Here is a 23,358-nt window from a genome sequence, read left to right as displayed (position 1 = left end):
ATTACTGAAAAATGATAGGGGTTATTGTATAAAAGCTTAGAGCTCTATGCAAATGTTTTTTATTTAAAGTTGCATTAAATGAGTCTCGGTTTGGCTAAGACATATTTAATCTTGCTTATTATAGTTAAGTTTAGGTAAGGGTCAATCTGGTTTTTAGTTAAAAATACCAAAAAGTAACACTTTTTTCATTTATTACATAAATCGTAATAAATTATTTTGGTCTTAAAAAACCCTCAGCAAGTGATTACTGAGGGTTAAAGGAAGGTTTTTTAGTTTATTTAAGCAGGAAGAGCGCCTTTGAGTGCTGCGGCTTCTTCCTGAGCTTTTTTCGTTGCGGCGGCCGCAACTTCTTCATCTTTGGCCGAGAAACGAACTAATGCTGTTGCGATACCTGCAAATACAATGATGCCTCCAAGAATGAGAAAACTATTAGAGATACCAGCTGCTTCTGCTGCTTTCGTTGAAGCTTCTGTAATTTGACTTGGATCAACAGAGGCATGTGAAGTCTTACATTTCTCACGAATTAACCAAGCAGCGAGTACGGCACCTGCGTTACCTCCCGCACCCACGATACCGGATACTGAGCCAACGCATTTTTTATTAATAAAGGGAACAACTGTGAAGGTGGCACCTTCCGCCATTTGAACACTGAGAGAAAAGAGGATGAGAACTACGATGGCGAGTGGGAAATAAGTGATTTGTGAGAAAGATGCGAGAATAAGGCCTTCGATGACCATGATGAGCATAAGGAACTGAACGCGACCTTTGAGACCTTTTTTGATGCCAAATTTATCACCAAGGAAACCACCAGTCGTACGAGCGAAAATATTCATTAAGGCAAAACATGCTACCAGAGTACCTGCCTGGCCACGACTTAAAGAAAATTGTGCTTGTAGATAGTCATCCATTTTTCCATAAACAGTAAGTTCGATACCGAAGCAACCAGCATAAACGAGGAAAAGGATCCAGCTGCGGTAGTCTTTTGCAGCTGTTAGGAAGCCACCTTCTTTTTTTGACTGAGCATCGGTTTTTATTTTACCAGCAGCTTTGAGGTCTTTGAAGTTACCCTCAGGTGTGTCTTGTGTAAATTTGTAATAAACGAGTCCCATGAGGAAGCAGATAACACCCGCTACACCCATTGACCATCTCCAAGCATCGGCTTCAGCTACGCCACATGCGACCACGCCAAGAGCTATTATTGGCATAATCATGCGGTTAGCACCACCACCGAGGTTACCCCAGCCGGCAGAAGTTGCATTGGCTGTACCTACGCAATTGGGGGCGAACATGAGAGAAGTGTGAACTTGAGTGATAACGAAAGAAGCGCCGATAAAGCCAATCAGTAGACGGCAGAAGAGAAATTGTTCGTAAGTTTGAACAAAAGCAATACCCATTACAGGGAGTGAGCCTAGAAGCAACATCCAAGTGTAGCAGAGACGAGGACCGTATTTATCACAGAGTTTACCGAGTAAGAGACGTGCAAAAATTGTGCCGGACACAGCTACAATAACTGAGAGGTTTGCTTGGTCGCCACTCATTCCAAGTGACTTTTTTACCGCTGGCATGAAGGGGACAATCCCAAACCATGCAAAAAAGCACATAAAGAATGCGATTGCGGTTATCCAGAAGGTGCGAATTTGAGGACTCTTAATGTCCGTCAACTTGAGTTTTGTGGCCTTGCCTGCTATTTCCATTTTGTAAATCCATTTTTACGTTATTGTAATAAATAGATCTAAAATAACGATTTTTCGTCTGCGTCGCTAGATTACTTAACTTGAAGGAATTATCAAATAGGAAAAATAAAAAATCTACAAAAAAGTAAATTAAAAAGGTGTATTTACATAATTGTAATAAAAAATAAACAGCGCCCCTTACACCACATAATTAAATTGGGCGCTGTTTAAATAATGAACTAGTTCATAGGGATACGGATGACAACACCACCCATAACTTCTCCCATTGCAAAATCATCACGCGGAGAATCTTTGTGATCGTTATGACAATCTATGCAAGCATCAGATACGGCAACATCAGGGTAAACAGCCGTGTAAAACTTTTTACCGCCGAGATCTTCAGTACCATAGAAGTTCTTGCCTGGGTTAGCACCAATATATTTTAGGCCTTCTTTCTCCATGGGAGTTTTTGGGGCATTTTGTTTATTGATGGGCCACTCAGATTGGAGAGAGTAAGTGAAGCCTGGGTTTTGTTCCATAGCGAGGTCACGAGCATAACGGAACATCTGAGCTGGAAGCATGACGCCATTTTCTCTGTCTTCCCACTGTTCGTGAGGCTTAATAATTTTCTTCTCTTTACCGAGGTTTTTAATCACGTGTTTAGTGTAGGCAGTTCTAGTACCTTTCATAACAGCGAAGAGAGCATCGGCCATTTTTTCTGGCTTAACGCTTGGCTCTGCAGCAGCTGGAGCAGCGGCAGATTCAGCAGGTTTATTGCAAGATGTAAAAAAGCTAGCTCCTAAAGCTAGAGCGAAACAGGTAGTTTTAATGAATTTCATGATGTGTATTCCTTGATTTAACTATGATAGGTGTGCCTGCAAATTGATTTAAATGAGAGCTTGTGAATGATGCTTCTATAAAGACCTCCTTATTCTCTTTCCTTCGCCCATTCGAGCGAAGGGATCTCTTTTTGAGGAGATCGATTAAAATTGTGTTGAATGAGTTCTTCGTCAGCTAGAGCATTAATAGAAAACTCTAAGCCATGGCACTTCATGCACGAGCTGCGAATCATTTTTTCATTGGGACGTAGATTGTTATTTTGATTGTGGTCAACCTTGACTTTGCCGTGCTTTTTAACTCGTGGCATATGGCACGTGGCACAGGAAACGCCTTTGTTAAATTCGCCCATTGCACTGTCGATGCGCCAGTAAGTGAAGTGAGGAGATTTTTTATAATTGAGTGAGTGTTCATCATTGTGACATTTCAGGCAGGCATCCATTGCTGCCGTTCGCAAACTGAATCTATGGTCGTTGTGGCAACTCACACAATTGACTTCGCGGTGTGCGGCCGTCGCTTTCATGTCTAAACGAGCATCGCCGACTTTCATTGCAGGCAAACCAACACTTAGGCGCATGCCGTGGCGACCTTGTTGAAAGGACTCACTTTCTTCTTCGTGGCATTTCTGGCAAGTTTGCCAGGGGACTTTATCGCTCCAAGTTTTATCTTCTTCATTTTCATGACAAGCACGGCAGTTGACTCCTGCAGCCGCGTGAGCCGTAGAACTCCAATCGTGAAGGATTTGCGGATTTGGCAATTCGGGAGAGTCGTGTTCAATCAGAGCTTTACTTTTATCGACTTTTTTATTGAGAGGGATTTCACTGGCAGCGTGTAGGTGATCGTCTTCCCCATAGTGTTTGACCAAGAAATCTTCGTACAAAGCACGATTGTCGTGGTAATTGTGACAGCCGGCGGTGGCACAAGTCTGATAATCGAGGCCTTTATGTGACTCACGCTCTTCGCCAATTTCGCTATGGCATTCCATGCAATAGTTATCGGGTAAGGTGACTCCCATTTTTCCTGTAGTGTGAGGGACGTGTTCGCTGTGGCAGGTGATACATTTACGACCGTCGAGCTTAGCGACCATATCAAAATTACGGGGGTCATTAAATTTATTTGCTGGATGGGAATCCTGAGAATCTTTGAGATCCTGTTGGTGACAGTCGATACAGGCATTCTCTTTAATGCCCATATTTGGCGTGTGGCAAGCATCGCATTTTAATTCGATTTGGTAATGACCATGGCTTGTGTCATTAGGGAGGAAATTGGGCTTGAGCTCCTCGTTGAGCAACTCATTTCCAAGGAAAATTGAGGCTATAGTACTGAGAGTAAGCCAGGCGAATATGGGAATGAATATTTTCATAATGAGAAGAAGTAAGCTTGTAGAATGTGAAAAGTAATGAGTACGGGAATCGGCCAGAAGACGAGAAAGTGAATAAAGGTGATTTGACGACGCCAGCGACGGCAAAAGGCCGCGACTTTGTTTGTGCCATAGAATTCAAAACTCGTGGTGAAACCGGTAATGACTCCAAAAAGGTTCATGGTGGTAAAAGTCCAAAATAAGTAGGCGTTAATATTTTTTCCTGAGTTAAATCCTGTGTGAGCCATGAGGATGACCAGGCTCATGAGTGCGAAGACGCCATGAGAAACACGCCACCAATTGTAGTTGCCAAAACGGAAGAATTTAAAACGTTTTCTAAGGCTGATCGCGGCGGCAAATAAACTGAGACCCAAAATAGTGAAGCCAGTGATTTGTCTCCATAAACCCGAGCGCAAAGTCTGAGTGAGTTTATAGGAACTTGAATCGTAGGAGTTGATATTCCAGTAAACGGGAGAGAAATAGAGGACGGCTAGGGTGATAAGGCAGAGACAAGAAGCAATCAGTAAACCACGGTTAGGTTTGTTGCGGAGTTCAACTTCTTTACCCGCAAGTTGAGCAATGAGCCCCTCGCAAGATCCGCAAGCCGTACAGGCACCCGTTTCTTTTTTGAGTGTGGCAATATCATTATTGCAAGTCTTGAAGCATTGGACGATTTCGCCTTTGCTCACTTTGAGACAGTTGCAGATAATGGTCTCGTCAGGCCATTTTTCCACGGAGTCACTTATGTTCCAAAAGCTACCCGTTTCCAGGAAGCTCTCGATTTCTTCATCAGTAACCAACATGCGGTTCTCAATAGCACTTTGAATACGACCTAAATCAGACCATTCACCAATGCCGATGGCACCGACTAAGTGTTTTTTGTCGAAGTTCAGCATGCGGTAACTTGTCTCATCTTGATAAACAAGAGACTTGAAGGGTTGAAGTGCGGCACCGAGACTGACGACGTTTTCTCCTAAGAGTTTCAGTCGTGTGGAAGTATCGGCTCCTTCAAAGGCTTGTTCTTGACCAGAGAAATTTGCAGCTAGGACTTCGGCCATTTTATATCCAGGGGCGACGAGCCCGTAGATTTTATTATTGTGACGAACACATTCACCCATAGCATAAATACTGGGTTCAGAAGTATTTAAGTGATCATCACAAATGATGCCCCCACCAAGTGAAACGTCAATTTTTGCTTGTTCCGCAACTTGGTGATTGGGGCGAATACCTGCAGAAACCACGATTAAATCGCAGTCTATGCTATCTCCATTTTTAAAGTGTAATTTTAGGCCAGTTTTTCCGCCGGATATTTCTTTACTGGAAACACCTGTGTGTACAGTGAAGCCCTTGTCGCTAATCGTATCTTTTAAACGCTCGGAAGCGTCGGGAGTTAATTGACGCGGCATCAAGAAGTCGGCCATCTCAACGATGTGAGTTTCTAAGCCTTGAGCTTTGAGGAAATCGGCGGCTTCGATGCCGAGTAAACCGCCGCCAATCACCACGGCACATTTTTTGTTTTCTGAAAAACTGCGAATGGCGTCAACGTCTTCAATCGTTCTGTAAGTAAAGACGCCTTCTTTTTCTACGCCAGGGATGGGAGGGACAAAAGCAGAGGATCCAGTGGCAAAAATGAGTTCGTCATAGGGATACATTTGGCCCGATTCAGACTTAACGATTTTGCTTTTAGCTTCAATTTGAGCAATGCCTTCGCCTAGGTGTAGCTCAATGCCATTATCCTTAAACCATTTCTCATCACTGAGTTGGATGCTTTTGAAATCTTTGTTTCTCGCATAGGTGGTGAGTTGGACGCGGTCGTAAGCTAAATGCTTTTCTTTACTGAAAATGATTAAGTCATATTTATTCATGAGACCCAGTTTGATGAACTGGTCACAGAAGTGCTTGGCAACCATGCCAAAGCCAATGATAATCATTTTTTCTTTCATCTGATAGATATTTCTTACTTAAAGTTTATGGATAAGAAGTCCCCGGGCCACCTCAGTGGAAGTTTGCAGGCGAAAACTAAGGCAGCCCGGGAGATTGTTTTATGCGTGCTTTTTCTTTAATTCCTCTTGTTCTTCTAAGAACGAAATTAAGTGCTCGCGGTAGGGGTAATAATTTGGATGGTTAAGTAATGTCTGACGATCTCTAGGTCGAGGCAGGTCATTAATCAAAATATCCCCAAGAGTTGCCTTTGGACCATTGGTCATCATAATAACGCGATCTGATAAATAGAGAGCTTCATCGACATCATGTGTGACCATGAGTGTGGTGAGTTTATGCTCGGCGTGAAGTTTCACGATTAAGTCCTGTAGCTCGTATTTCGTTAGCGCATCTAGCATACCTAAAGGCTCGTCAAGAAGCATGATTTTTGGCTTAAGTGCAAAAGCGCGGGCAATACCAACGCGTTGACGCATACCACTGGAGAGTTCTTTCGGCTTTTTATCGATGGCACCACTCAAACCAACGGCTTGGAGGTAGTGCATAACGATTTCTTCCTTTTCTTTGGCAGAGGCGTGAGGGTAAACCTTTTTGACGCCGAGCATAACATTTTCATATGCGGTTAACCAAGGGAGAAGACTAGGAGCCTGGAACACAACGCCGCGGTCGGGACCAGGGCCATTGATTTCTTTGTCGGCTACAGCAACTGAGCCCTTAGTGATGTCGTTAAGACCGGCTGCCATGGAGAGGATAGTGGACTTGCCACAACCTGAGTGACCAATGAGGCAGACGAATTCTGATTCAGGGATTTGTAAGCTGAAATCTTCGAGAACCACAAAAGGACCTTTTTTAGTTTCGTAGACTTTACTTAAATTTGATAGGTCTAAATAGCGATTTTTATCCATGGTTTAACCTCAGATGACTGCTGGAGCGATATCAGGTAGCGGGTAGCTACTGCTATCGGTCGTTTCGTTTGATTTTTCTTTGCGCTTTTCTTCGTTGAGGAAGCCAATGACTTCGGCACGTAAGCGACGGAACTCTTCGTTTTTGTTGAGAGTTTTACGCTCTCTCGGTCTAGGTATGTTGATGTCAAACGAAGGGCCTAAAGTGGCGTTTGGACCAATACTGATGGGAATAATTCTGTCGGCCATATAGATGCCTTCATCCACATCATTGGTAATGAGTACGATTGTTTTACCGGTAGATCTCCAGATTTCGAGAATTTGATCCTGAAGAACTGAACGTGTTAAGGCATCGAGTGCACTTAAAGGTTCGTCCATAAGTAAAATGTCGGGATCCATCGAGAGGGCACGTGCAACCGATACGCGTTGGCGCATCCCACCAGAAAGTTCTTTCGGCTTTTTGTGAATCGCAGGACTCAAACTCACCATGTCGACATACTTCTCAATAATCGCTTTACGTTCACTTTTCGATTTGTCTTTGTAAATTTGATTGACCGCAAGACCTACGTTGCCTTCAACAGATAACCAAGGGAGTAGGGAGTAGTTTTGAAAGATAACGCCGCGATCCGGCGCTGGACCTGTTACGGGTTGTCCTTTACTGCGCACTTCACCTTCACTGGGTTCGAGAAGACCGCCCATCAAGTTGATCAGGGTAGATTTTCCCGTTCCTGAAAAACCTACGATGGCAACAAATTCACCTTTTTTAATCTGTAGATTAACGTCTTTGAGGATCTCGGCGCGATTTTCCTTTTCGCCAAAATGCCTTGTGACATTATTGAGTTCTAAAATATTATCCATTTTTAACTCCAGCTTAAGCTGCTACGTCGTCGTTGAAACTTACGAGCTTTTGAAAGATGGACATGATGCGGTCGAGTACGGCACCAATGAGACCGATAATGAAGATACAGACGATGATGTTTGCGAGTGATTCAACTTTATTGTTCTGGTATTCTTGGTCAATGAACCAACCAAGTCCGCGTGAAGTTGCCATCATTTCTGCAACGATAAGTACCATCCAACCGACACCGAGTGTGATGCGAAGGCCTGTGAAGATATAAGGGATAGCAGATGGGATAACGATTTTGAAGATGCGGTCAAACCAGTTGAGTTTAAGTACTTTGGCAACATTCATGTGATCGGGGTCAACAGAACTTACACCGAGAGCAGTGTTTGAAAGTGTGGCCCACATAGAACAGAGTGCAACCGTAATACCGGCGTGGAGGAAAGTGTTCTTTAAGATTTCGCCTGTTAGTGCTTTGTCACCAACAAAGATGCCATCAATAATTTGAATTGTGATCAGTACCCAAGCGAGAGGTGATACTGGACGGAAAGTTTGGATGAGTGGATTCAAAGCCGTCATGATTGAGGGGCTGAGACCACAGAGAATTCCCATGGGGATGGCAATCACTGCAGCTAAGAAGAAGCCAAAAAGTACAGTTGTGATACTGAGTTTGATGTAATCGACAATGCTACCATTGGAATTGTATTCTTTTCCTTTGAAAATTTGCTTTTCAAAAGCGTCGAGCTTCTTTTTGTTAGAGATGATTTTTTTCTCTAACTCAGCTTTGTTAGGAGCTGTTTGGTAAGCAAGATCTTGTTGATAGTATTTGTCGATTTTTTCGATTTTCTTGATCAAGCTATTAGCTGTGTTTTGACTGCTTTTAAAGATGCGAACTAAGTTACCTTCATAAACAGCGACACGGCGATTATTGATGTTGGCGAGTTTAGATACGCTTTCGTCAGAGAACTTAGGCTTGCCATCAAGGCCAATAACTGGTTTGTTGTTTTCGTCAAAAACGAATTTTTTTAGTGAATTAAGCTGTGTTGTTAAGTTGGCGACTTGAGCTTTTTTATCAGCTTCAGCTTTATCAACAATCGCTTGGTTGACTGTGATTTCACTTTCGAGTTTGGCTACGTGTTTAGCAATTGTAGCTTTAACTGAGTTGATTTTAGAAGTTAAGGCTTTCTTCGTTTCCAAAGAACTGGCTTTTTGGCGTTGCTCAACGAGTGCTGCCAAAGTGATGCGTAGATCTTCGTTAGTTTGAAATTCTTCTTTGTTAAATTTTTCGCTTTTGTGGGTTGCCCACATAGCTTTGGCCTGACTTAATACGTAGGAGGGTCCAGGGAGTTGGCCAACAGAGGTCTTAATCTTAGTAGAGCAGTAGCTCCAGATCATGAAAAAACTTACCATAGCGGCAAGGGGTAGTGCTATTTGGCGTGAGAGATCGCCGATTTGTTCTTTTGGATCATCTCCAGTACACAATCGTACAATGGGTATGAACCATGTAAGTCCAGTGAGTTCAAAAAAGTTAATGAGCTTTTGTTTCATAGTGATTTATTCCTGCAAGTTTCCGCTTAGTGTGTCCCTCCCGAAGGAGGGACTGAAGATATTAATTAAGGTGCTTTGATTTCGAAACTATCGATGTAGTCGTTTGGCTTAGTGCCGTCGTAAGCTTTGCCGTCGATGAAGATGTCTTCGCTTGTTACTGGTTTGAAACCAGTTTCGTCATCACCTGGGATTTCACTTGCTTCGATGTTGCCTTCTTCTACGAGGAGTTTAGCCGCTTCCATGTAGAGAGCAGGTTTGTAGATTTTCTTAGCAGTTTTTGTGTACCATTCATCAGATTTGTCTTCTTTGAGTTGACCCCATCTGCGCATTTGAGTTAAGAACCAAACACAGTCAGAGTAGAAGGGGTAAGTTGCTTTGTAGCGGAAGAAAACGTTGAAGTCAGGCATTTCTCTGCGATCACCGCGTTCGTAAACGAATGAACCAGTCATTGAGTTGCGAAGAACTTTAGCTTCAGCACCTACGTAGTGGGATCTAGAGAGGATTTGTACAGCTTCTTCACGGTTTTCCATAGAAGCGTCTAACCATTTACCTGCACGAATGAGTGCTTTAAGAACAGCTGTGTGAGTTTTAGGGTATTTTTTTGCCCAGTCTTCAGTTACGCCAAATACTTTCTCTGGGTTGTTTTTCCAGATCTCGTAGTTAGTCACAACAGGTACACCGAGTTGCTTACCATCTTTTTCAGCAAATACAGCTTTTTGGTTCCAAGGCTCACCTACGCAGTAACCGAGGATAGCGCGACTGTTGAGGTAAGAAGGCATGAGTGGTGGTGCATTTGGTGAGATGATAACTTCTGCATCTGTATGACCCTTTGAGTCAGATGCAGTGTAGAAACCAGGATGGATGCCAGCAGCGGCTAACCAGTAACGTAACTCATAGTTGTGAGTTGATACAGGGAAAACCATACCCATGTTGAAAGGGCCATCCCATTCTTCGAGTACTGGCTTAAGGGCATCAGCTTTAATTGGGTGGATAGGCTTACCAGCTGCATCTTTGGGTACGTGTTCTTTCATTTGTTCCCAAACGTCAGTAGCCATTGTGATACCATTACCATTAAGGTCCATACTGAAAGCTGTGATAACGTTAGCTTTTTGACTCACACCAACAGTGGCGCCGATAGGCTGACCCGCGAGCATGTGAGCTCCATCAAGAGCACCTTTGATAACGTTATCTAAAAGGATAACCCAGTTTTTCTGAGCCGTTAACTTTACATTGAGGCCTTCCGCTTCAAAGAATCCTTTCTCTTTAGCAATAACTAAGGAGGCGCAGTCAGTGAGCTTAATGAAGCCAAAGTGGAGGTTAGGTTTTTCAACATCCAAAGGGATGGTGTTTTCGTCAACGCTTTCTGCCATTGTCGGCACAGTGCAAAAGAGGAAAAAGCTTAGGAGTGCTTTTTTAATTTTGTTTTTCATTTTTTGTCTCTTCTTTTAGTTTTACGATTATGTAATTAAAGTATCATTACTTACTATTTTGTAACTAAGTATAAACTATAAACCTATTTTTGAAATTCAAGTTAAGATTGTCGAGAAAAGAAGAAAAATAACGCATTATATGTAAATTCTTTATTTTAATATGTTTATGTATTTTTAAGTGGGTAGACATCGTTTTCTTAACCTAACTTTTATTGTTAAGTATAAAGATGTTTATGTAAAGAGCTTACAAAAATTAAGGATCAAAACTGAATTGCCTATAGACAAAAAAACCTCATTCAACATGAGGTGAATGAGGTTAACTAGGTACTGTGAAAGGAGTCTTTAGGGGCAGTACTTTTGATAGAAGTGACGGAATTGGCTATAAGTCATTTGAAGTTGACGTGCGGCTTCGCTTTGATTGCCCCCGCAGTCTTCGTAAGCTTTAAGGATGAGTTTACGCTTAAAGTTTTCAACGCGATCATCAAAGCTAAGGCCAATGTAGTCGGCTCCAGAAATAATTGCAGGCAGTTCTTGTTCCTCTATATAAGGAGTGTCACCAAAGAGGTAGAGTCTTTCAACTATATTTTTGAGTTCGCGAATATTCCCCGGCCAATAATAATCCATCAGCACCTCAACAGTACTGCTGCGGAATTTACGTTCTTGGAGCGAAGGCATTTCTTCGTGAAGCAGTTTTACAAAGTGCACGATGAGGGCCGGGATATCATCTTTTCTTTGACGTAAAGAGGGTAGCTCAATTTCAGCAAAGGTTAGGCGATCATAGAGGTCACGACGAAAGAGCTTTTCTTCCATGAGTTCCTCGAGGTTTGCGTTGGTTGCAGAAATGAGGCGAACATCGACTTTGATCGGCTTGGAACTTCCAACGCGTTCAAAGGTTTGATATTCGACGGCGCGCAAAATTTGTTCCTGGAAGTTCATCGGCATAATGCCAACTTCATCCATGAATAGGCTGCCTTTATTGGCTTGCTCCATGCGGCCAATACGTTGTTCATTAGCACCTGTAAAGGCGCCTTTCTCGTGACCAAACATCTCGGAGGCAATAAGTTTTTCTGTAAATGCTGCACAATTGATGGTGACAAATTTCTCATCAGCTCGTGAACTGGCACGATGGAGATAATTCGCCATCAGTTCTTTGCCAGTACCTCTTTCTCCTCTAATAAGTATGGGGCGAGGGACTTTTGCGATTTTTGCGACTTTCGCAAGTAGCTTTTGCATCACTTTAGATTGTGCAATACCAGTATATTCCATGATTTAACTCCCTTTCTATCTCTTCTATTCATATATAAATATCGAGTTTTTGCTGACTTTCAAGTATTTGAGGTTTTTCATTTAGCTATATGTTGAAAAACCTCAACTTTTTTAAGATTGTTTTATAGTTTGATTTTTATAAAAATATACAAATAACTAATTGTAAATAGTTTACAGCTATTTATATGCTTTTTGGCACGGGTTTCGTTCTATGTTTCCCATCTCAACAAAAAAAATAAACGAGGAAAACAAAAATGAATATCTTCAAAAGAGTAAGCAATATTATTAGTAGCAAGATTGATGACTTAATCGCTGGTTATGAAGATCCTGAAATGGCATTGGATGCTCTCATTCAAGATATGGAGAAGGGGATCGCGGAACTTAGAACGAATGCGGCAAGTTGCATCAGTCAGAAAAAAATGACTGAGAAAAAATTGGCGAGTGCCGAAGCGGAAGTAAAGAAATGGCAGAACAATGCTATTGCCGCAATCGAGAAGTCTAATGAAGACTTGGCACGAAAAGCTTTGGAACGCAAGAAAAGTTCTGAAGAAGAACGCCTAGCTTTAACAGCTCAGTTAGCTGAAGAATCGGCACTTGTGGATAAAATCAAAACTCAGCTTCATCAAGTTGAGGATAAAATCCAAGAAGCGCGTAAGAAACGTGATACGCTGATTATCAAAAAACGTGCTGCTGATGCTCGTAAAAAAATGGCCGAGACTTCACAAGCTCTAGACACGGGGATTAGCTCGAGTACAGATTCAGTATTAAATGGCTTTGCCGAATTCAATAAGTATGAAGAGAAAATTGAGCGCGATGTGGCTATGTCGGAAGCGATGATGGAAGTGAATAAAGTTTCTGTCGACGACTTGGAGCATCAATTTAAAGAGCTTCAGGCAGATGATGAAATCTCTGCAGAACTTGAAGCCCTCAAGGCTCAGGTGAATAAGAATAAGTAACATTATAGAAAACGGAGGGGGTCCACAGATTTCTCACAGAAGTTATGAGAGGTCTGTGGAGGGGCCTTAGGAAAAGAGGAAATGAATTATTTAGAAAAAGATGATCGGCTGACTTTATATGTTATGGTGAAGTCTTGCTAGAGTTAAAGGCGATAAGTCATTTGAGCGGCACAGAGGAAGCGCAAGTTTTGAATTATCTCAAAGCAACAGGTTTAAAGAAAGCTTTATTGATAAACTTCGGAAGCAGTTCTCTAAAACTAAAGAGATTTGTTCTATGAAGTTAATTGATCTCATCCACATATTACACAGAGGTGCGCAGGTTTAATTAGCAAGGGTTATTTTTTTGCTCGCTCTAAACAATTTTAAGTTCGAAAAACAAAATAATGGAAAGGACAACTATATAAAAAATCAAAGTTTAATTGAATCACAGAGATCAAAATCGAGTCCTGTACTTTTTAGGATTTTTTTTGTTAAAAAATCAATCTGTGAAAATCTGAGAAATCTGTGGAGGGATAAATGATGAATAAGCATAAAAAATCAAAGCTTACAGAAAAACTCAGTGTTGATTTAGGTCAAGAACAAGTCATAGTTAATTATTATTTATTAGGAGTGAGTGATGTCTGAAATATTAGATTATGCGATGCGATTACATGTGTTTCCGTTTACGGTGATTTTAGTATTGATGATGTTATTTTGGATCTTTGTAATATTAGGGGCAGTGGATATCAGTCTATTTGATGTGGATGTAGATATTGACGCTGATGCTGATATGGATATTGATTCTAATGGGGGTTTTCTAAAGGGGATCACTGAGTTTTTTAACTTAGCAGAAATACCATTGATGGTCGTATTGAGCTTCTTTACATTGTTTGGTTGGTGCAGTCTAATTTATATGGATTCTATAGTGAACTCGAGTGGTAGTTCTCTAATAGGCTGGGGACTTTGGGTACCAGTTATTCTTCTGTCATCATTTTTATCGAAATACATATCTAAACCATTTGGTAAATTCTTTAAAATTCTTAATGATGATAAAGAAAATCAAACAGTTGCGGTGGGTAGCATGTGTATTCTCCTTCATGATACAGGTGAAAAAAATGGGAGAGGTCAAATTGAAACTCAAGCGGCTCCAATTGACATCCTCTGTTATACAGATGGAGAACAACTCAAAAAAGGAGAAAAGGCTTTGGTGTTAAGCTGGAATAAGGAAAGACGACAATACCTAGTCACGAAATATTCTTAAACTTTGTGTAGATCATAAAAAACTAAAATAATATAGAAATAAATTTCAAACAAAAAAACAGGAGTGAATATGGAAACAGAAATTATAACGGCAATAGAATTTACCCAAATGCTGTATATTGGCATAGCAGGTATAATTGTTATTGGATTCGGTGCAGTGATGATGGCTGCAAGTTGGTACAAAAAAGTGCCACAGGGTAAAGCTATTATTAGAACGGGTGCCGGTAATACACAAGTCTCATTTAAAGGCATTATGGTGTATCCAGTATTTCATAGATTAGAGTTAATGGACATAGCGGTAAAACGAATTGAAATTAATCGTCGTGGCAGAGATGGCTTAATCTGCCAGGATAATATGCGTGCCGATATCACCGTAGCTTTCTTCGTACGTGTCAATGCAACTGAGCATGATGTGCTCTCAGTAGCCAGTATGATTGGTGTGGAACGAGCTTCGGATCAAGCCGCAATGGTAGAACTTTTTGACGCTAAATTTTCGGAAGCGCTAAAGACGGCTGGTAAAGAGTTTGATTTCGAAGACTTATACACAAAAAGAGATGAATTAAAGCAAAAAATTATTGATATCATCGGACGAGATCTTAACGGCTACAACCTAGAAGATGCTGCGATTGATTACCTTGAGCAAACGCCTAAAGAAATGTTGAGTTCCGATAATATTCTCGACGTGGTGGGTCTCGAAAAAATTGCGACGATTACTCGTGAGAAAAAAGTTAATATCAATGAACAAGAACGTGAAGAAGAGAAAGCCATCACACGTCAGAATGTAGACGCTCGTGAAAAAATTCTCGACATGGAAAAAGAGCTTGCTGAAGCAGAAGAAAAGCAAAAACTCGAGATCGCTAATATTGAAGCACGTACGAAAGCTGAAGCTGACGTAGTGGCTCAAGAAGAACTCAAACGCTCTGAACAGGCACGTATTCGCACTGAAGAAGAAGTGAAAGTTGCCGAAGAGAATAAAGATCGTCAGATCATTGTGGCGGAGAAGAATAAAGAACGTACTGAAGCCGTTGAACAAGAACGTGTGATTCGTGATCGCGACTTGGAAGCAACAGAGCGTGAAAGAGTGGTGACTCTTGCGGATATCGCAAAAGAAAAAGCGGTCGAAGTTGAGAAGAAAAATATTCAGGAAGTTATTCGTGAACGCGTTACTGTTGAACGCAGTGTTGTGGAAGAAGAGGAGAAAATTAAAGATACCAAAGAATTCGCAGAAGCTGAACGTCACAAAGGCGTAGAAATCACCAAGGCTGAAGAAGAAGGTAAAAGCACAATGATTCGTGAAGAGCAATTGGCCACGGCACACAAACGTGCTGCTGAGCTTAAAGCTGAAGAAGAATTAATTGTCGAAGTGAAAGCTGCTGAAGCGCGCAAGAAAGCTGCCGAGCTTTGGGCCGAACAAGAAGTAATCGAAGCTGAAGCTCGTTTCGAAGCTAGCACGAAAGATGCTGAAGCGAAGAAAAAGCTCGCTGAAGGTGTGACGGCAGAAGAAGCTGCTAGTGGTTTTGCAGAAGCCAATGTAAAAACGGCTATGGCAGATGCTATTGAGAAAGAGGGAACAGCAGAAGCTAAAGTCATCGGACTCAAAGGGCAGGAAGAAGCTAAGGCAACTGGCGCGATGTACACAGTAGAAGCTGAAGGTACACACGCAAAAGCCGAAGCGATGAAAGCTCTTGATGGCGTTGGTAAAGAACACGAAGAGTTCAAACTACGACTCAACAAAGAGAAAGAAGTCGAACTCGCTGAAATTAAAATTCAGGCTGAAATTGCTGATGCGCAGGCTAGCGTTCTTAAATCTGGTCTTGAGAACAGTAAGATCGAGATTGTCGGTGGCGAAAGTATGTTCTTCGACAGCATGCTCAAGTCGATCACAACGGCTCGTCAGGCTGATCAGCTCATCGGTAAATCTGAAGTTCTTACAGATGTTAAAGAGACTTTCTTTAACGATGACAAGAGCTTTAAAGAAAGCCTTGCTGAATTCGTCGACAAGTTCGGTGTGAGCTCAGAGGATCTTAAAAACCTCTCGGCAGCAGCACTTCTAACGAAACTTTCTGGTCAGGCATCAGGTGGAGATAAGAGCCTCATCGATAGCTTGATGAGCAAAGTTGAAGCTCTCGGTCTCGGCGGTCAGAAAGCTGAGAAGTTCCTCAAGTAAACAAAGCGGGGGAGCTTTTGCTTCCCCCTTTGGACCTAAGCGGTTCGGAGGGAAATGGCCCGCTTAGGTCAATTTTATTATTCGAGGAATTTATTTACTAAGGAGAGAGTATGTCAGAAGAAGAAAAAACAGAGCAGCTTGGCGGCGGAACTTATGAGCTCTTAAAGAGCCGTATAGATGCCCAAGTCAAGGAACTGCAGAGCCGCATGGAGGGGCTCAATACCCAGCGTAAGGATATTTTTGGTTCTATTGCCACTTCGCTGATTGGTAGTGATAAAGTAACGACGCCCAATAACTGTCTTGCCCAGGATTTTACTACGGTAGGCAATACCTTTATTTTTGGCTACAATGTTACGCTAGGGCTCAAGAGCCAAACCAGTTTAGAAGACGTCTTTGCGGTGTATTCATACGAAGATGGGCGTTTTCACGAGAAAGACTTAAGCCTAATAATGGACGAAGAGTTCCAGCTTAAGTTTAATGATTTATACAAGTACTACAAGAAAGCCAAATTTGTTCGCTTCTCTGCTAGAGGCCATAGTTTGTACATGGTCTTTCGCGTCAGTGACGATTTAGATGATTTAAAAGTTTTTAAGTGGACTGTCAATGATGGTCAGCTCACTTATGTAGATGACCGCAGTGTTCACGAATATAGCTATCCTTCACAACACGAATTTGAATGGACTCGAGCGACGCGAGACATGCATGTGGAAGGCGATCACCCTCACGTTTCTATAGACGATCGAGTTTTTGTGGAAACCGTAGGTGGTGACCTCACCATTAAGGTTGAAAATAATACTGGTGATGGCAGCGGTATCTACGAAGAAGACGTTGAAAACCAGGATCAGACCCTAGATGATGGCGATATCAATTATTCCATTTTAGACAATCTCATCCTCTTAAAAATTCGTCCCTATCAGGAAAAGAAAGATCGCTATATCGTTTATAATGATAAGCTCAAAGAAGCGGTGCGTATTGATCGCATTCAAAATTCCTGTGTTCTTCTTCCGGAAGGTCATGGTATCATTTTTTCCAATGGTTATTACCTGCAAAATGGTGAGTACAAACTCTTTGATTTAGAAGTCGAAAAACTCATGTACGATCGCAAGCAGGCTTCGCCCAATGGCGAAGATATGCTCTATGTATTTTATAGTCGAGAGCAGGGCGTTTATGTCTTACAGTTTTATAACCTCATTGAGCAACAAGTTTCGACGCCGATTATTTGTCACGGCTTCAGTATGTTCCCCGACGGAAAAATGATTTACTTTAAATCGGAAGACGAGCCGCGTAAGCACCACACAATCCAAGTTTGGCAGACGCCTTTCACTGCGGCAGATTATATTCCCGAAGTGACGGCAGAACACGCCGAGAGTCGCATTTATAAAATTGGTAATAAAGAAGTAGTGAGCTGCATGGCGGAATGTCAGGAAGTGATCAATCTTCTTTCACGTGGCGAGAGCTATGCGGATCTCTACGTGGATGTGGTGAAAAAATCTACCGATATTCTCGATGGCTACTTTTGGATAAAGGAAGCTGAGGTTGGCGATCTTTCTAAGCCCTTAGGTGGCATTCGTGAAGCATCGACAACGGCGATTGACGAATACGAAAAAGTTAAACGCCTGCGCAAAGAAACGGATAAGATTTCCAAAGAAGTAGCTGCGGAAGCGGAAGAGATTTTCCGTCAGATTCCTTATACGGCTTTCGATCATATTGATAAATTTGTGGCAAAACTCAGTGAATTACGTCAGTTGCGTTCTCATGTAATTGAACTTAAAGAACGTGCTTATGCCGACAAAACTTTTTGCGAGGATATCGAAGCCCAAATCCTTGAGAATGCCGATAAGATTTCTGGACGCTGTATTGATTTCCTCGCGGATGAAAACTCTTTAAATCCTTATCGCGAGCAGATTGAGGCTCACGAAGAGCAACTTGCGGTCTTCGCAAAAGTAATGGAAGGGCGCGAACTCCAAGAGAAGATTGCGGAAACCGCAAGTCAGCTCGAGATGCTCATCGAAACAGTGTCGAACCTTAAGATTGATGATCCGACCCGAACAACTCAGGTGATCGATTCAATTTCGAGTGTGTTCACTATTCTGAATCAAACTAAGGGCAAGCTCAAGAATCGTATTAAAGATCTCATGTCAGTTGAGGGTAAGGCGGAGTTTAATGCTCAGCTCAAGCTTCTTAACCAAGCCGTGGTGAATTACCTCGATGTGGCGAATGAACCAGAGCTCGTGGAAGAATATTTGACCAAGGCCATGGTACAATTAGAAGAACTCGAGAGCCGCTTCTCTGAGTTTGATGAATTTATTCCCGTTCTCGCTGAAAAACGGGATGAAGTTCAAAATGCTTTTGAGCAACGCCGTATGTTCCTCACAGAGGAACGTTCGAGGAAGGCAGAAGCCTACATGGCGGCAGCTGAGCGCATACTCAAGTCCATTAGTAATCGCTTGAAGAATTTTAAAGAAGTCAAAGAGATTTCTTCTTATTTTGCTGCCGATATGATGGTGGACAAACTTCGCGATTTTGTGAGCAAGCTGCGTGATGCTGGTGACTCAGTCCGTGCAGATGACCTAGAGAGTCGACTTAAGAGCATGAAAGAAGAAGCGATTCGCCAGCTCAAAGATAAAAATGAACTCTACGTGGAAGGCGAAAATGCCGTTCGCTTTGGTCAGCATGTTTTCTCAGTCAATAAGCAAGAATTAAAGCTCACGATGGTGAAACGCGATGGCGATTTTTATTACCACCTGACCGGGACCCGCTTTTTTGAGAAAGTGGAGTCTGAAGATTTAGAAAAGACTCGAGATGTTTGGAGTATGGAATGCGTTTCGGAAAATAATTCTGTCTACCGAGCTGAATACCTCGTCCGGGCTATCATTGATGCCGCTGGTGAGAAAGAACGCATTGAGCTTTTGGAAATGAGTGAAGAAGACCTCTTGGAACATGTGCGTCAATTTATGGCACCACGTTATGAAGAGAATTATACCAAGGGCATTCACGATCACGATGCCGCACTGATTTTAAAAGAAGTTCTCGTACTCATGCGAGATATGGATTTACTCAACTATTCTCCAGATGTGAGAAGTGCGGCACAGTTTTTCTGGCTCACACTTCCACAAGGTGAATACAAAGAGCAATTATTGGGTCGTATCAAAAACTTTGGTATCATGTACCAGCTCTTCCCTGGACGCGAACCAGGAGAGGACCTCAAAGTAGACTTGCTCGAAGCGATCAAAAATTCGATTGCCGCAGAAATGTGTTCAGATCATGATTTATCATTGGCAGTTGATTACCTCATTCGCGAGTTGGGTCGTCATGATTACTTCATTATTTCCCATGCGGCTTCTGAACTTCATCACGCCTTTGAAGCTCACCTCAAATCGGCACGCTTTAAGCTCAAGCTCGAAGAATCATTGGATGCGGGCTTTGAGGGCAATGTGGCGCCACGTTATGAGATTGTGTGTGAATGGATGAAAGCTTTTTGCGAACTTCGCGAAGACGAATTTAATGAGAATTACCTCAATGAAGCGGCCTTGATATTTGCGGCAGGATCTTTCAATCCACTTCACGTTATTCAGGCTGAAATGGAAAAAGATATTTCTGGAATGGTAGGTTCCCATGGCCTTTTAAAAGAGGGTGGAGTCTACAGTCTCGACTATCAAGATTTTGCTCATAGGCTGGATCAATTTACTTCTGTGACCGCCCCGCTTTATCAGGATTATGTTCACTTAAAACACGAACTGAGTGAAGATCAAAAAGCCTTCATGCGTTTGGATGAATTTAAGCCACGTGTCTTGAGTTCTTTCGTTCGCAACCGTTTGATCAACGAAGTGTACTTGCCGCTTGTGGGTGATAACTTAGCTAAGCAGATGGGCACACTCGGTGAAAATAAGCGTACGGACCTCATGGGTATGCTCTTGCTTATCTCTCCTCCGGGTTACGGTAAAACGACCCTCATGGAGTATATCTCTTCATGTTTGGGCCTAGTGTTCATGAAAATCAACGCCCCGGCCATTGGTCATGCAGTGACTTCTTTGGACCCTGCAGAAGCACCCAATGCCTCGGCGGCAGAAGAGCTTAAAAAACTGAATCTCGCTTTTGAGATGGGTGATAATGTGATGATTTATCTCGATGATATTCAGCACTCAAATCCCGAATTACTTCAGAAATTCATTTCACTTTGTGATGGTCAGCGTAAAATCGAAGGTGTCTATAAAGGACAACCCAAGACTTATGACTTACGCGGTCGTAAAGTCTGCGTTATTATGGCGGGTAATCCCTATAATGAATCGGGAGATAAATTCCAGATTCCGGACATGCTTTCCAACCGTGCGGACACTTACAACTTGGGTGATATTATCGGTGATACCAAGGAAGCTTTTTACAGTTCTTACTTGGAGAACTCACTCACATCAAACCCCGCCCTTGCGATGCTCGCAACGGCCGGACGCAAAGATGTAGAAGCCTTTATTGGCGCCGCCGAGAAAGGCACGCTCCAAGGCATTGAAGTTGAAGGAGATTTCTCTACGGCTGAAATGAATGATATTGTCGAAGTCCTCAAGAAACTTCTCGTCGTTCGCAATGCTATTGCAGCAGTGAACCTCGAGTATATTCGCTCAGCTTCTATTCAAGATGATTATCGTGAAGAACCTCCGTTTAAACTTCAGGGTTCTTACCGTAATATGAATAAGATCACTGAGAAAGTGCTGCCGATTATGAATGACGAAGAACTCGATACTTTGATTCAAAGTCATTACGCCAATGAGTCTCAGACACTCACGGGTGATGCGGAGTTTAACTTGCTTAAATTCAGAGAACTCACGGATCATATGAGTGAAGATGATGAAAACCGAATTGGCGATATTCGCAAAACTTTTGGACGCAATCAGCTCTTCTCGAATGCCGATGAAAATGATCCCGTTTCACAAGTGGTTGTGCAACTCGGGCAATTCTCTGAAAAGTTGGAGAAAATCAGCGAAGTTATTACTGCGGCATCCGCAAAAGCCGGAGGCAAAAAATCTGGCTTTTCATTGGATGACGAGACCATGGCCAAGTTGACCAAGCTCTTCTACCCAGACGAAAAAGACAAGCGTGATCGTCACGTTGTCGTTCCGGGTAAAGTGGAGATCGTGAACAATGTTCCAGACTTTTTCTCACACATCATGAAAGATCAGTTTGAGGTGATGAAGAATTGGATCAAGCCACTCATGGCCGATAACATGATTGAGCGCGATGATATTGCCGATCTGAAAAATTCGATGATTGATTTATCAGCGAATTATCAGCAGTTACTCGAGCGCATGGGCAAGGAAGATTAATTCTTCAATTTAAAAAATAATCTTAAAATAAAAATGATATCGCTCTAAAACTAGAGCGATATAAAATCAATAGGAAGGGAGAAGATATGTTTATATTTGTCGTGGGTTTATTAACCCTAGCCATAGGCTTAGTGATACCTATACTTTTAGGTGATAAAATGGATGGAGTGATTAAAGTTTTCTTCCGCGTAGCTGCGGGAGTTATTGCTCTAGTTTTAGTTGTAGCCTCTACGGCTATTTACGTAGAAGATGATCAAGCTGGCATCGTCATTGTCAAATTTGGTAAAGATTTACCTGTTGGTCAAATTATTGCGACAGACGGTGAAAAAGGACCTCAGGCGCGAGTCCTTCCTCCAGGTTGGCATTTTCTCTATTGGCCTTGGCTCTACGATCTAAAAACGGTAGATAATATGACAATCCCCCAAGGCAATGTGGGGGTGGTTGAATCGATGGATGGCGCAAAACCTTTACCGAAAGGCGAAATTTTCGCTCAGGAATGGGAAAACCCCGTTGACATGTTGAACGCTCAAATGTTCATGAAAGAAGGTCACAAGGGGCCTCAGTTAACCGTGTTAACTCCAGGTCAGTATCGTTATAATCCACGTTTGTTTAAGATTACCGTTAAAAAAGCTTTAGAAGTTCCCATTGGTACAGTCGCAGTGATTAAGGCTAATGCGGGAAAAAAATATGATGATAGCCAAAAAATTTCATTAGTGAATGGTGTGCCAATCGTCCCAACGGGCTTTCGTGGCATATGGAATAAAGCTTTATCACCCAATGCTTATTATCTGCACCCAGACGCTTTTGTGGTTACTTTAGTTCAGACCACAAACCGAGTTTATAATTATGTGCAAAAGAATAGTATTACAGTGAAAACGAGCGACTCCTTTGAGTTTCCTGTAGATGTACGTGTTTCCGTGAAAATCTCTGCAGAAGATGCTCCTTACGTCGTTGCGATGCTCGCCAATCCAGATGCCGATTTAGACCGCAATGGGTTTGTCGTTCTCGAAGACCGTGTGATCCTCCCCACCATTCGAGCCATTTTTAGAAATAATGCGGAATCTCGCGGGGCTATTCAATATGTCCAAGAACGTTCACAGATCGAAGAAAGTGCTACGGCAACTTTTGCCGAGAAGTTAGCTAGCTATCGAGTGACAACTGATGGAGTTTACGTTGCTGATATTGGTATTCGCGATACTGAAGAAGGTAAGAAGCTTTTATCAACTCAAACTGATAAAGAGGTCGCTAAGCAAGAAGTTGATACCTTTAAAGTGCAGCAAACAGCTGAGATTGAACGTGCTCAGGTAGTGAAAGCCAAAGAGGATGCGGAACAGGAGCAATTGAAAGCAAAAGCACGCGCTAAGGTTGATATTGCCGAGCAGGAAGCTCAGGCAGAAATTAAATTAGCAGAAGGCCGTGCTCAAGCCTACATGAAAAAAATGGAAGCTCTTGGTGGTGTAGATAATTTTGTAAAGTTAGAAATGCTGAGATTAGCCATGGAGCAATGGGATGGAAAAGTTCCAGAAATCCTACTTATGGGCGGCGGAGATGCAAGTAGTTCAGAAGCAGTCAATTCTTTGATTATGAAAAAGCTTCAGGCGGATAAAAAATAATATATGATCATTCAGCTAACGACGTATATACATCTACAGCATATATAAATCATGGTGAAACCATTAAACTTTAAATAGCTTAGGGCAAAGCCCTAAGACAAATGAAGTGAGAAACATTTATCATGCCTTCCATGAGAAGGCGATTACAAGTTACGGTTTACATTAAAGTTATATTATTCAGATAATTGAGAAAATCAGTTTTCAAATGTCGATAAAATTTTGTCTTGCTTCCATTCGCACTCATTTTATGGACCGCCAAGTCCGGTGCATGAT

At 42.2% G+C, this 23,358-nt stretch carries 15 protein-coding genes; 6 read left to right on the top strand and 9 right to left on the bottom strand.

The window, feature by feature from the left end:
- Positions 1-278: 278 nt before the first annotated feature.
- From LNTAR_RS15620 to LNTAR_RS15580, 9 genes are all read right to left on the bottom strand, one after another.
- The gene (locus tag LNTAR_RS15620; RefSeq protein WP_007279701.1) at positions 279-1,694 is read right to left on the bottom strand and encodes an MFS transporter; all 1,416 of its coding nucleotides are present in this window, start codon (positions 1,692-1,694) and stop codon (positions 279-281) included.
- A gap of 218 nt (positions 1,695-1,912) precedes the next feature.
- Complete coding sequence (locus tag LNTAR_RS15615; protein WP_007279700.1) at positions 1,913-2,512, bottom strand: Tll0287-like domain-containing protein; 600 nt, start codon at positions 2,510-2,512, stop codon at positions 1,913-1,915.
- Between the two features lie 89 nt (positions 2,513-2,601).
- Positions 2,602-3,873 carry an ammonia-forming cytochrome c nitrite reductase subunit c552 gene (locus LNTAR_RS15610; RefSeq protein ID WP_007279699.1) on the bottom strand — a complete coding sequence of 424 codons (1,272 nt, stop codon included), beginning with the start codon at positions 3,871-3,873 and terminating at the stop codon, positions 2,602-2,604.
- Complete coding sequence (locus LNTAR_RS15605) at positions 3,870-5,813, bottom strand: FAD-dependent oxidoreductase (protein WP_007279698.1); 1,944 nt, start codon at positions 5,811-5,813, stop codon at positions 3,870-3,872. Before LNTAR_RS15605 ends, LNTAR_RS15610 begins: the two co-directional genes overlap by 4 nt.
- 99 nt (positions 5,814-5,912) lie before the next feature.
- Positions 5,913-6,713 (bottom strand): ABC transporter ATP-binding protein, encoded by an 801-nt coding sequence (locus LNTAR_RS15600; RefSeq protein WP_007279697.1) that lies wholly within the window; start codon positions 6,711-6,713, stop codon positions 5,913-5,915.
- 9 nt (positions 6,714-6,722) lie between these two features.
- On the bottom strand, positions 6,723-7,568 hold the full coding sequence (locus LNTAR_RS15595) for an ABC transporter ATP-binding protein (protein ID WP_007279696.1): 846 nt from the start codon (positions 7,566-7,568) through the stop codon (positions 6,723-6,725).
- Positions 7,569-7,581: 13 nt separating this feature from the next.
- Positions 7,582-9,099, bottom strand: coding sequence for an ABC transporter permease (locus LNTAR_RS25895; protein ID WP_007279695.1), 1,518 nt, complete (start codon positions 9,097-9,099; stop codon positions 7,582-7,584).
- A gap of 65 nt (positions 9,100-9,164) precedes the next feature.
- The gene (locus tag LNTAR_RS15585) at positions 9,165-10,529 is read right to left on the bottom strand and encodes a CmpA/NrtA family ABC transporter substrate-binding protein (RefSeq protein ID WP_007279694.1); all 1,365 of its coding nucleotides are present in this window, start codon (positions 10,527-10,529) and stop codon (positions 9,165-9,167) included.
- Positions 10,530-10,871: 342 nt separating this feature from the next.
- The gene (locus tag LNTAR_RS15580; protein WP_007279693.1) at positions 10,872-11,795 is read right to left on the bottom strand and encodes a sigma 54-interacting transcriptional regulator; all 924 of its coding nucleotides are present in this window, start codon (positions 11,793-11,795) and stop codon (positions 10,872-10,874) included.
- A 254-nt stretch (positions 11,796-12,049) separates the two neighbouring features.
- Between LNTAR_RS15580 and LNTAR_RS15575 the strand changes: the two genes are divergently transcribed.
- The 6 genes from LNTAR_RS15575 to LNTAR_RS15555 all read left to right on the top strand — a co-directional run bounded on the left by LNTAR_RS15575 (position 12,050) and on the right by LNTAR_RS15555 (position 23,085).
- Positions 12,050-12,751, top strand: coding sequence for a PspA/IM30 family protein (locus LNTAR_RS15575; RefSeq protein WP_007279692.1), 702 nt, complete (start codon positions 12,050-12,052; stop codon positions 12,749-12,751).
- A 116-nt stretch (positions 12,752-12,867) separates the two neighbouring features.
- Positions 12,868-13,029: a GxxExxY protein gene (locus LNTAR_RS28460; RefSeq protein ID WP_083800055.1), complete on the top strand. Its 162-nt coding sequence runs from the start codon at positions 12,868-12,870 to the stop codon at positions 13,027-13,029.
- Between the two features lie 338 nt (positions 13,030-13,367).
- The gene (locus LNTAR_RS15570) at positions 13,368-13,991 is read left to right on the top strand and encodes an OB-fold-containig protein (protein ID WP_007279689.1); all 624 of its coding nucleotides are present in this window, start codon (positions 13,368-13,370) and stop codon (positions 13,989-13,991) included.
- A 69-nt stretch (positions 13,992-14,060) separates the two neighbouring features.
- Positions 14,061-16,157 (top strand): flotillin family protein, encoded by a 2,097-nt coding sequence (locus tag LNTAR_RS15565; RefSeq protein ID WP_007279688.1) that lies wholly within the window; start codon positions 14,061-14,063, stop codon positions 16,155-16,157.
- A gap of 110 nt (positions 16,158-16,267) precedes the next feature.
- A complete protein-coding gene (locus LNTAR_RS15560) occupies positions 16,268-21,472 on the top strand; it encodes a DNA repair ATPase (protein ID WP_007279687.1) in 5,205 nt (1,734 codons plus the stop codon).
- An 86-nt stretch (positions 21,473-21,558) separates the two neighbouring features.
- Positions 21,559-23,085, top strand: coding sequence for an SPFH domain-containing protein (locus tag LNTAR_RS15555; protein ID WP_007279686.1), 1,527 nt, complete (start codon positions 21,559-21,561; stop codon positions 23,083-23,085).
- The last annotated feature ends 273 nt before the right edge of the window (positions 23,086-23,358 follow it).

Source organism: Lentisphaera araneosa HTCC2155, assembly GCF_000170755.1.
GTDB lineage: Bacteria > Verrucomicrobiota > Lentisphaeria > Lentisphaerales > Lentisphaeraceae > Lentisphaera > Lentisphaera araneosa.
Note: the sequence above shows the minus strand (reverse complement) of the source record. Positions and strands in the feature narration are given on the sequence as shown.

Bases quoted from the DNA above. Each gene is read 5' to 3' on its own strand.
- LNTAR_RS15620 (WP_007279701.1), bottom strand. From the start codon at position 1,694: ATGGAAATAGCAGGCAAGGCCACAAAACTCAAGTTGACGGACATTAAG.
- LNTAR_RS15615 (WP_007279700.1), bottom strand. From the start codon at position 2,512: ATGAAATTCATTAAAACTACCTGTTTCGCTCTAGCTTTAGGAGCTAGC.
- LNTAR_RS15610 (WP_007279699.1), bottom strand. From the start codon at position 3,873: ATGAAAATATTCATTCCCATATTCGCCTGGCTTACTCTCAGTACTATA.
- LNTAR_RS15605 (WP_007279698.1), bottom strand. From the start codon at position 5,813: ATGAAAGAAAAAATGATTATCATTGGCTTTGGCATGGTTGCCAAGCAC.
- LNTAR_RS15600 (WP_007279697.1), bottom strand. From the start codon at position 6,713: ATGGATAAAAATCGCTATTTAGACCTATCAAATTTAAGTAAAGTCTAC.
- LNTAR_RS15595 (WP_007279696.1), bottom strand. From the start codon at position 7,568: ATGGATAATATTTTAGAACTCAATAATGTCACAAGGCATTTTGGCGAA.
- LNTAR_RS25895 (WP_007279695.1), bottom strand. From the start codon at position 9,099: ATGAAACAAAAGCTCATTAACTTTTTTGAACTCACTGGACTTACATGG.
- LNTAR_RS15585 (WP_007279694.1), bottom strand. From the start codon at position 10,529: ATGAAAAACAAAATTAAAAAAGCACTCCTAAGCTTTTTCCTCTTTTGC.
- LNTAR_RS15580 (WP_007279693.1), bottom strand. From the start codon at position 11,795: ATGGAATATACTGGTATTGCACAATCTAAAGTGATGCAAAAGCTACTT.
- LNTAR_RS15575 (WP_007279692.1), top strand. From the start codon at position 12,050: ATGAATATCTTCAAAAGAGTAAGCAATATTATTAGTAGCAAGATTGAT.
- LNTAR_RS15570 (WP_007279689.1), top strand. From the start codon at position 13,368: ATGTCTGAAATATTAGATTATGCGATGCGATTACATGTGTTTCCGTTT.
- LNTAR_RS15565 (WP_007279688.1), top strand. From the start codon at position 14,061: ATGGAAACAGAAATTATAACGGCAATAGAATTTACCCAAATGCTGTAT.
- LNTAR_RS15560 (WP_007279687.1), top strand. From the start codon at position 16,268: ATGTCAGAAGAAGAAAAAACAGAGCAGCTTGGCGGCGGAACTTATGAG.
- LNTAR_RS15555 (WP_007279686.1), top strand. From the start codon at position 21,559: ATGTTTATATTTGTCGTGGGTTTATTAACCCTAGCCATAGGCTTAGTG.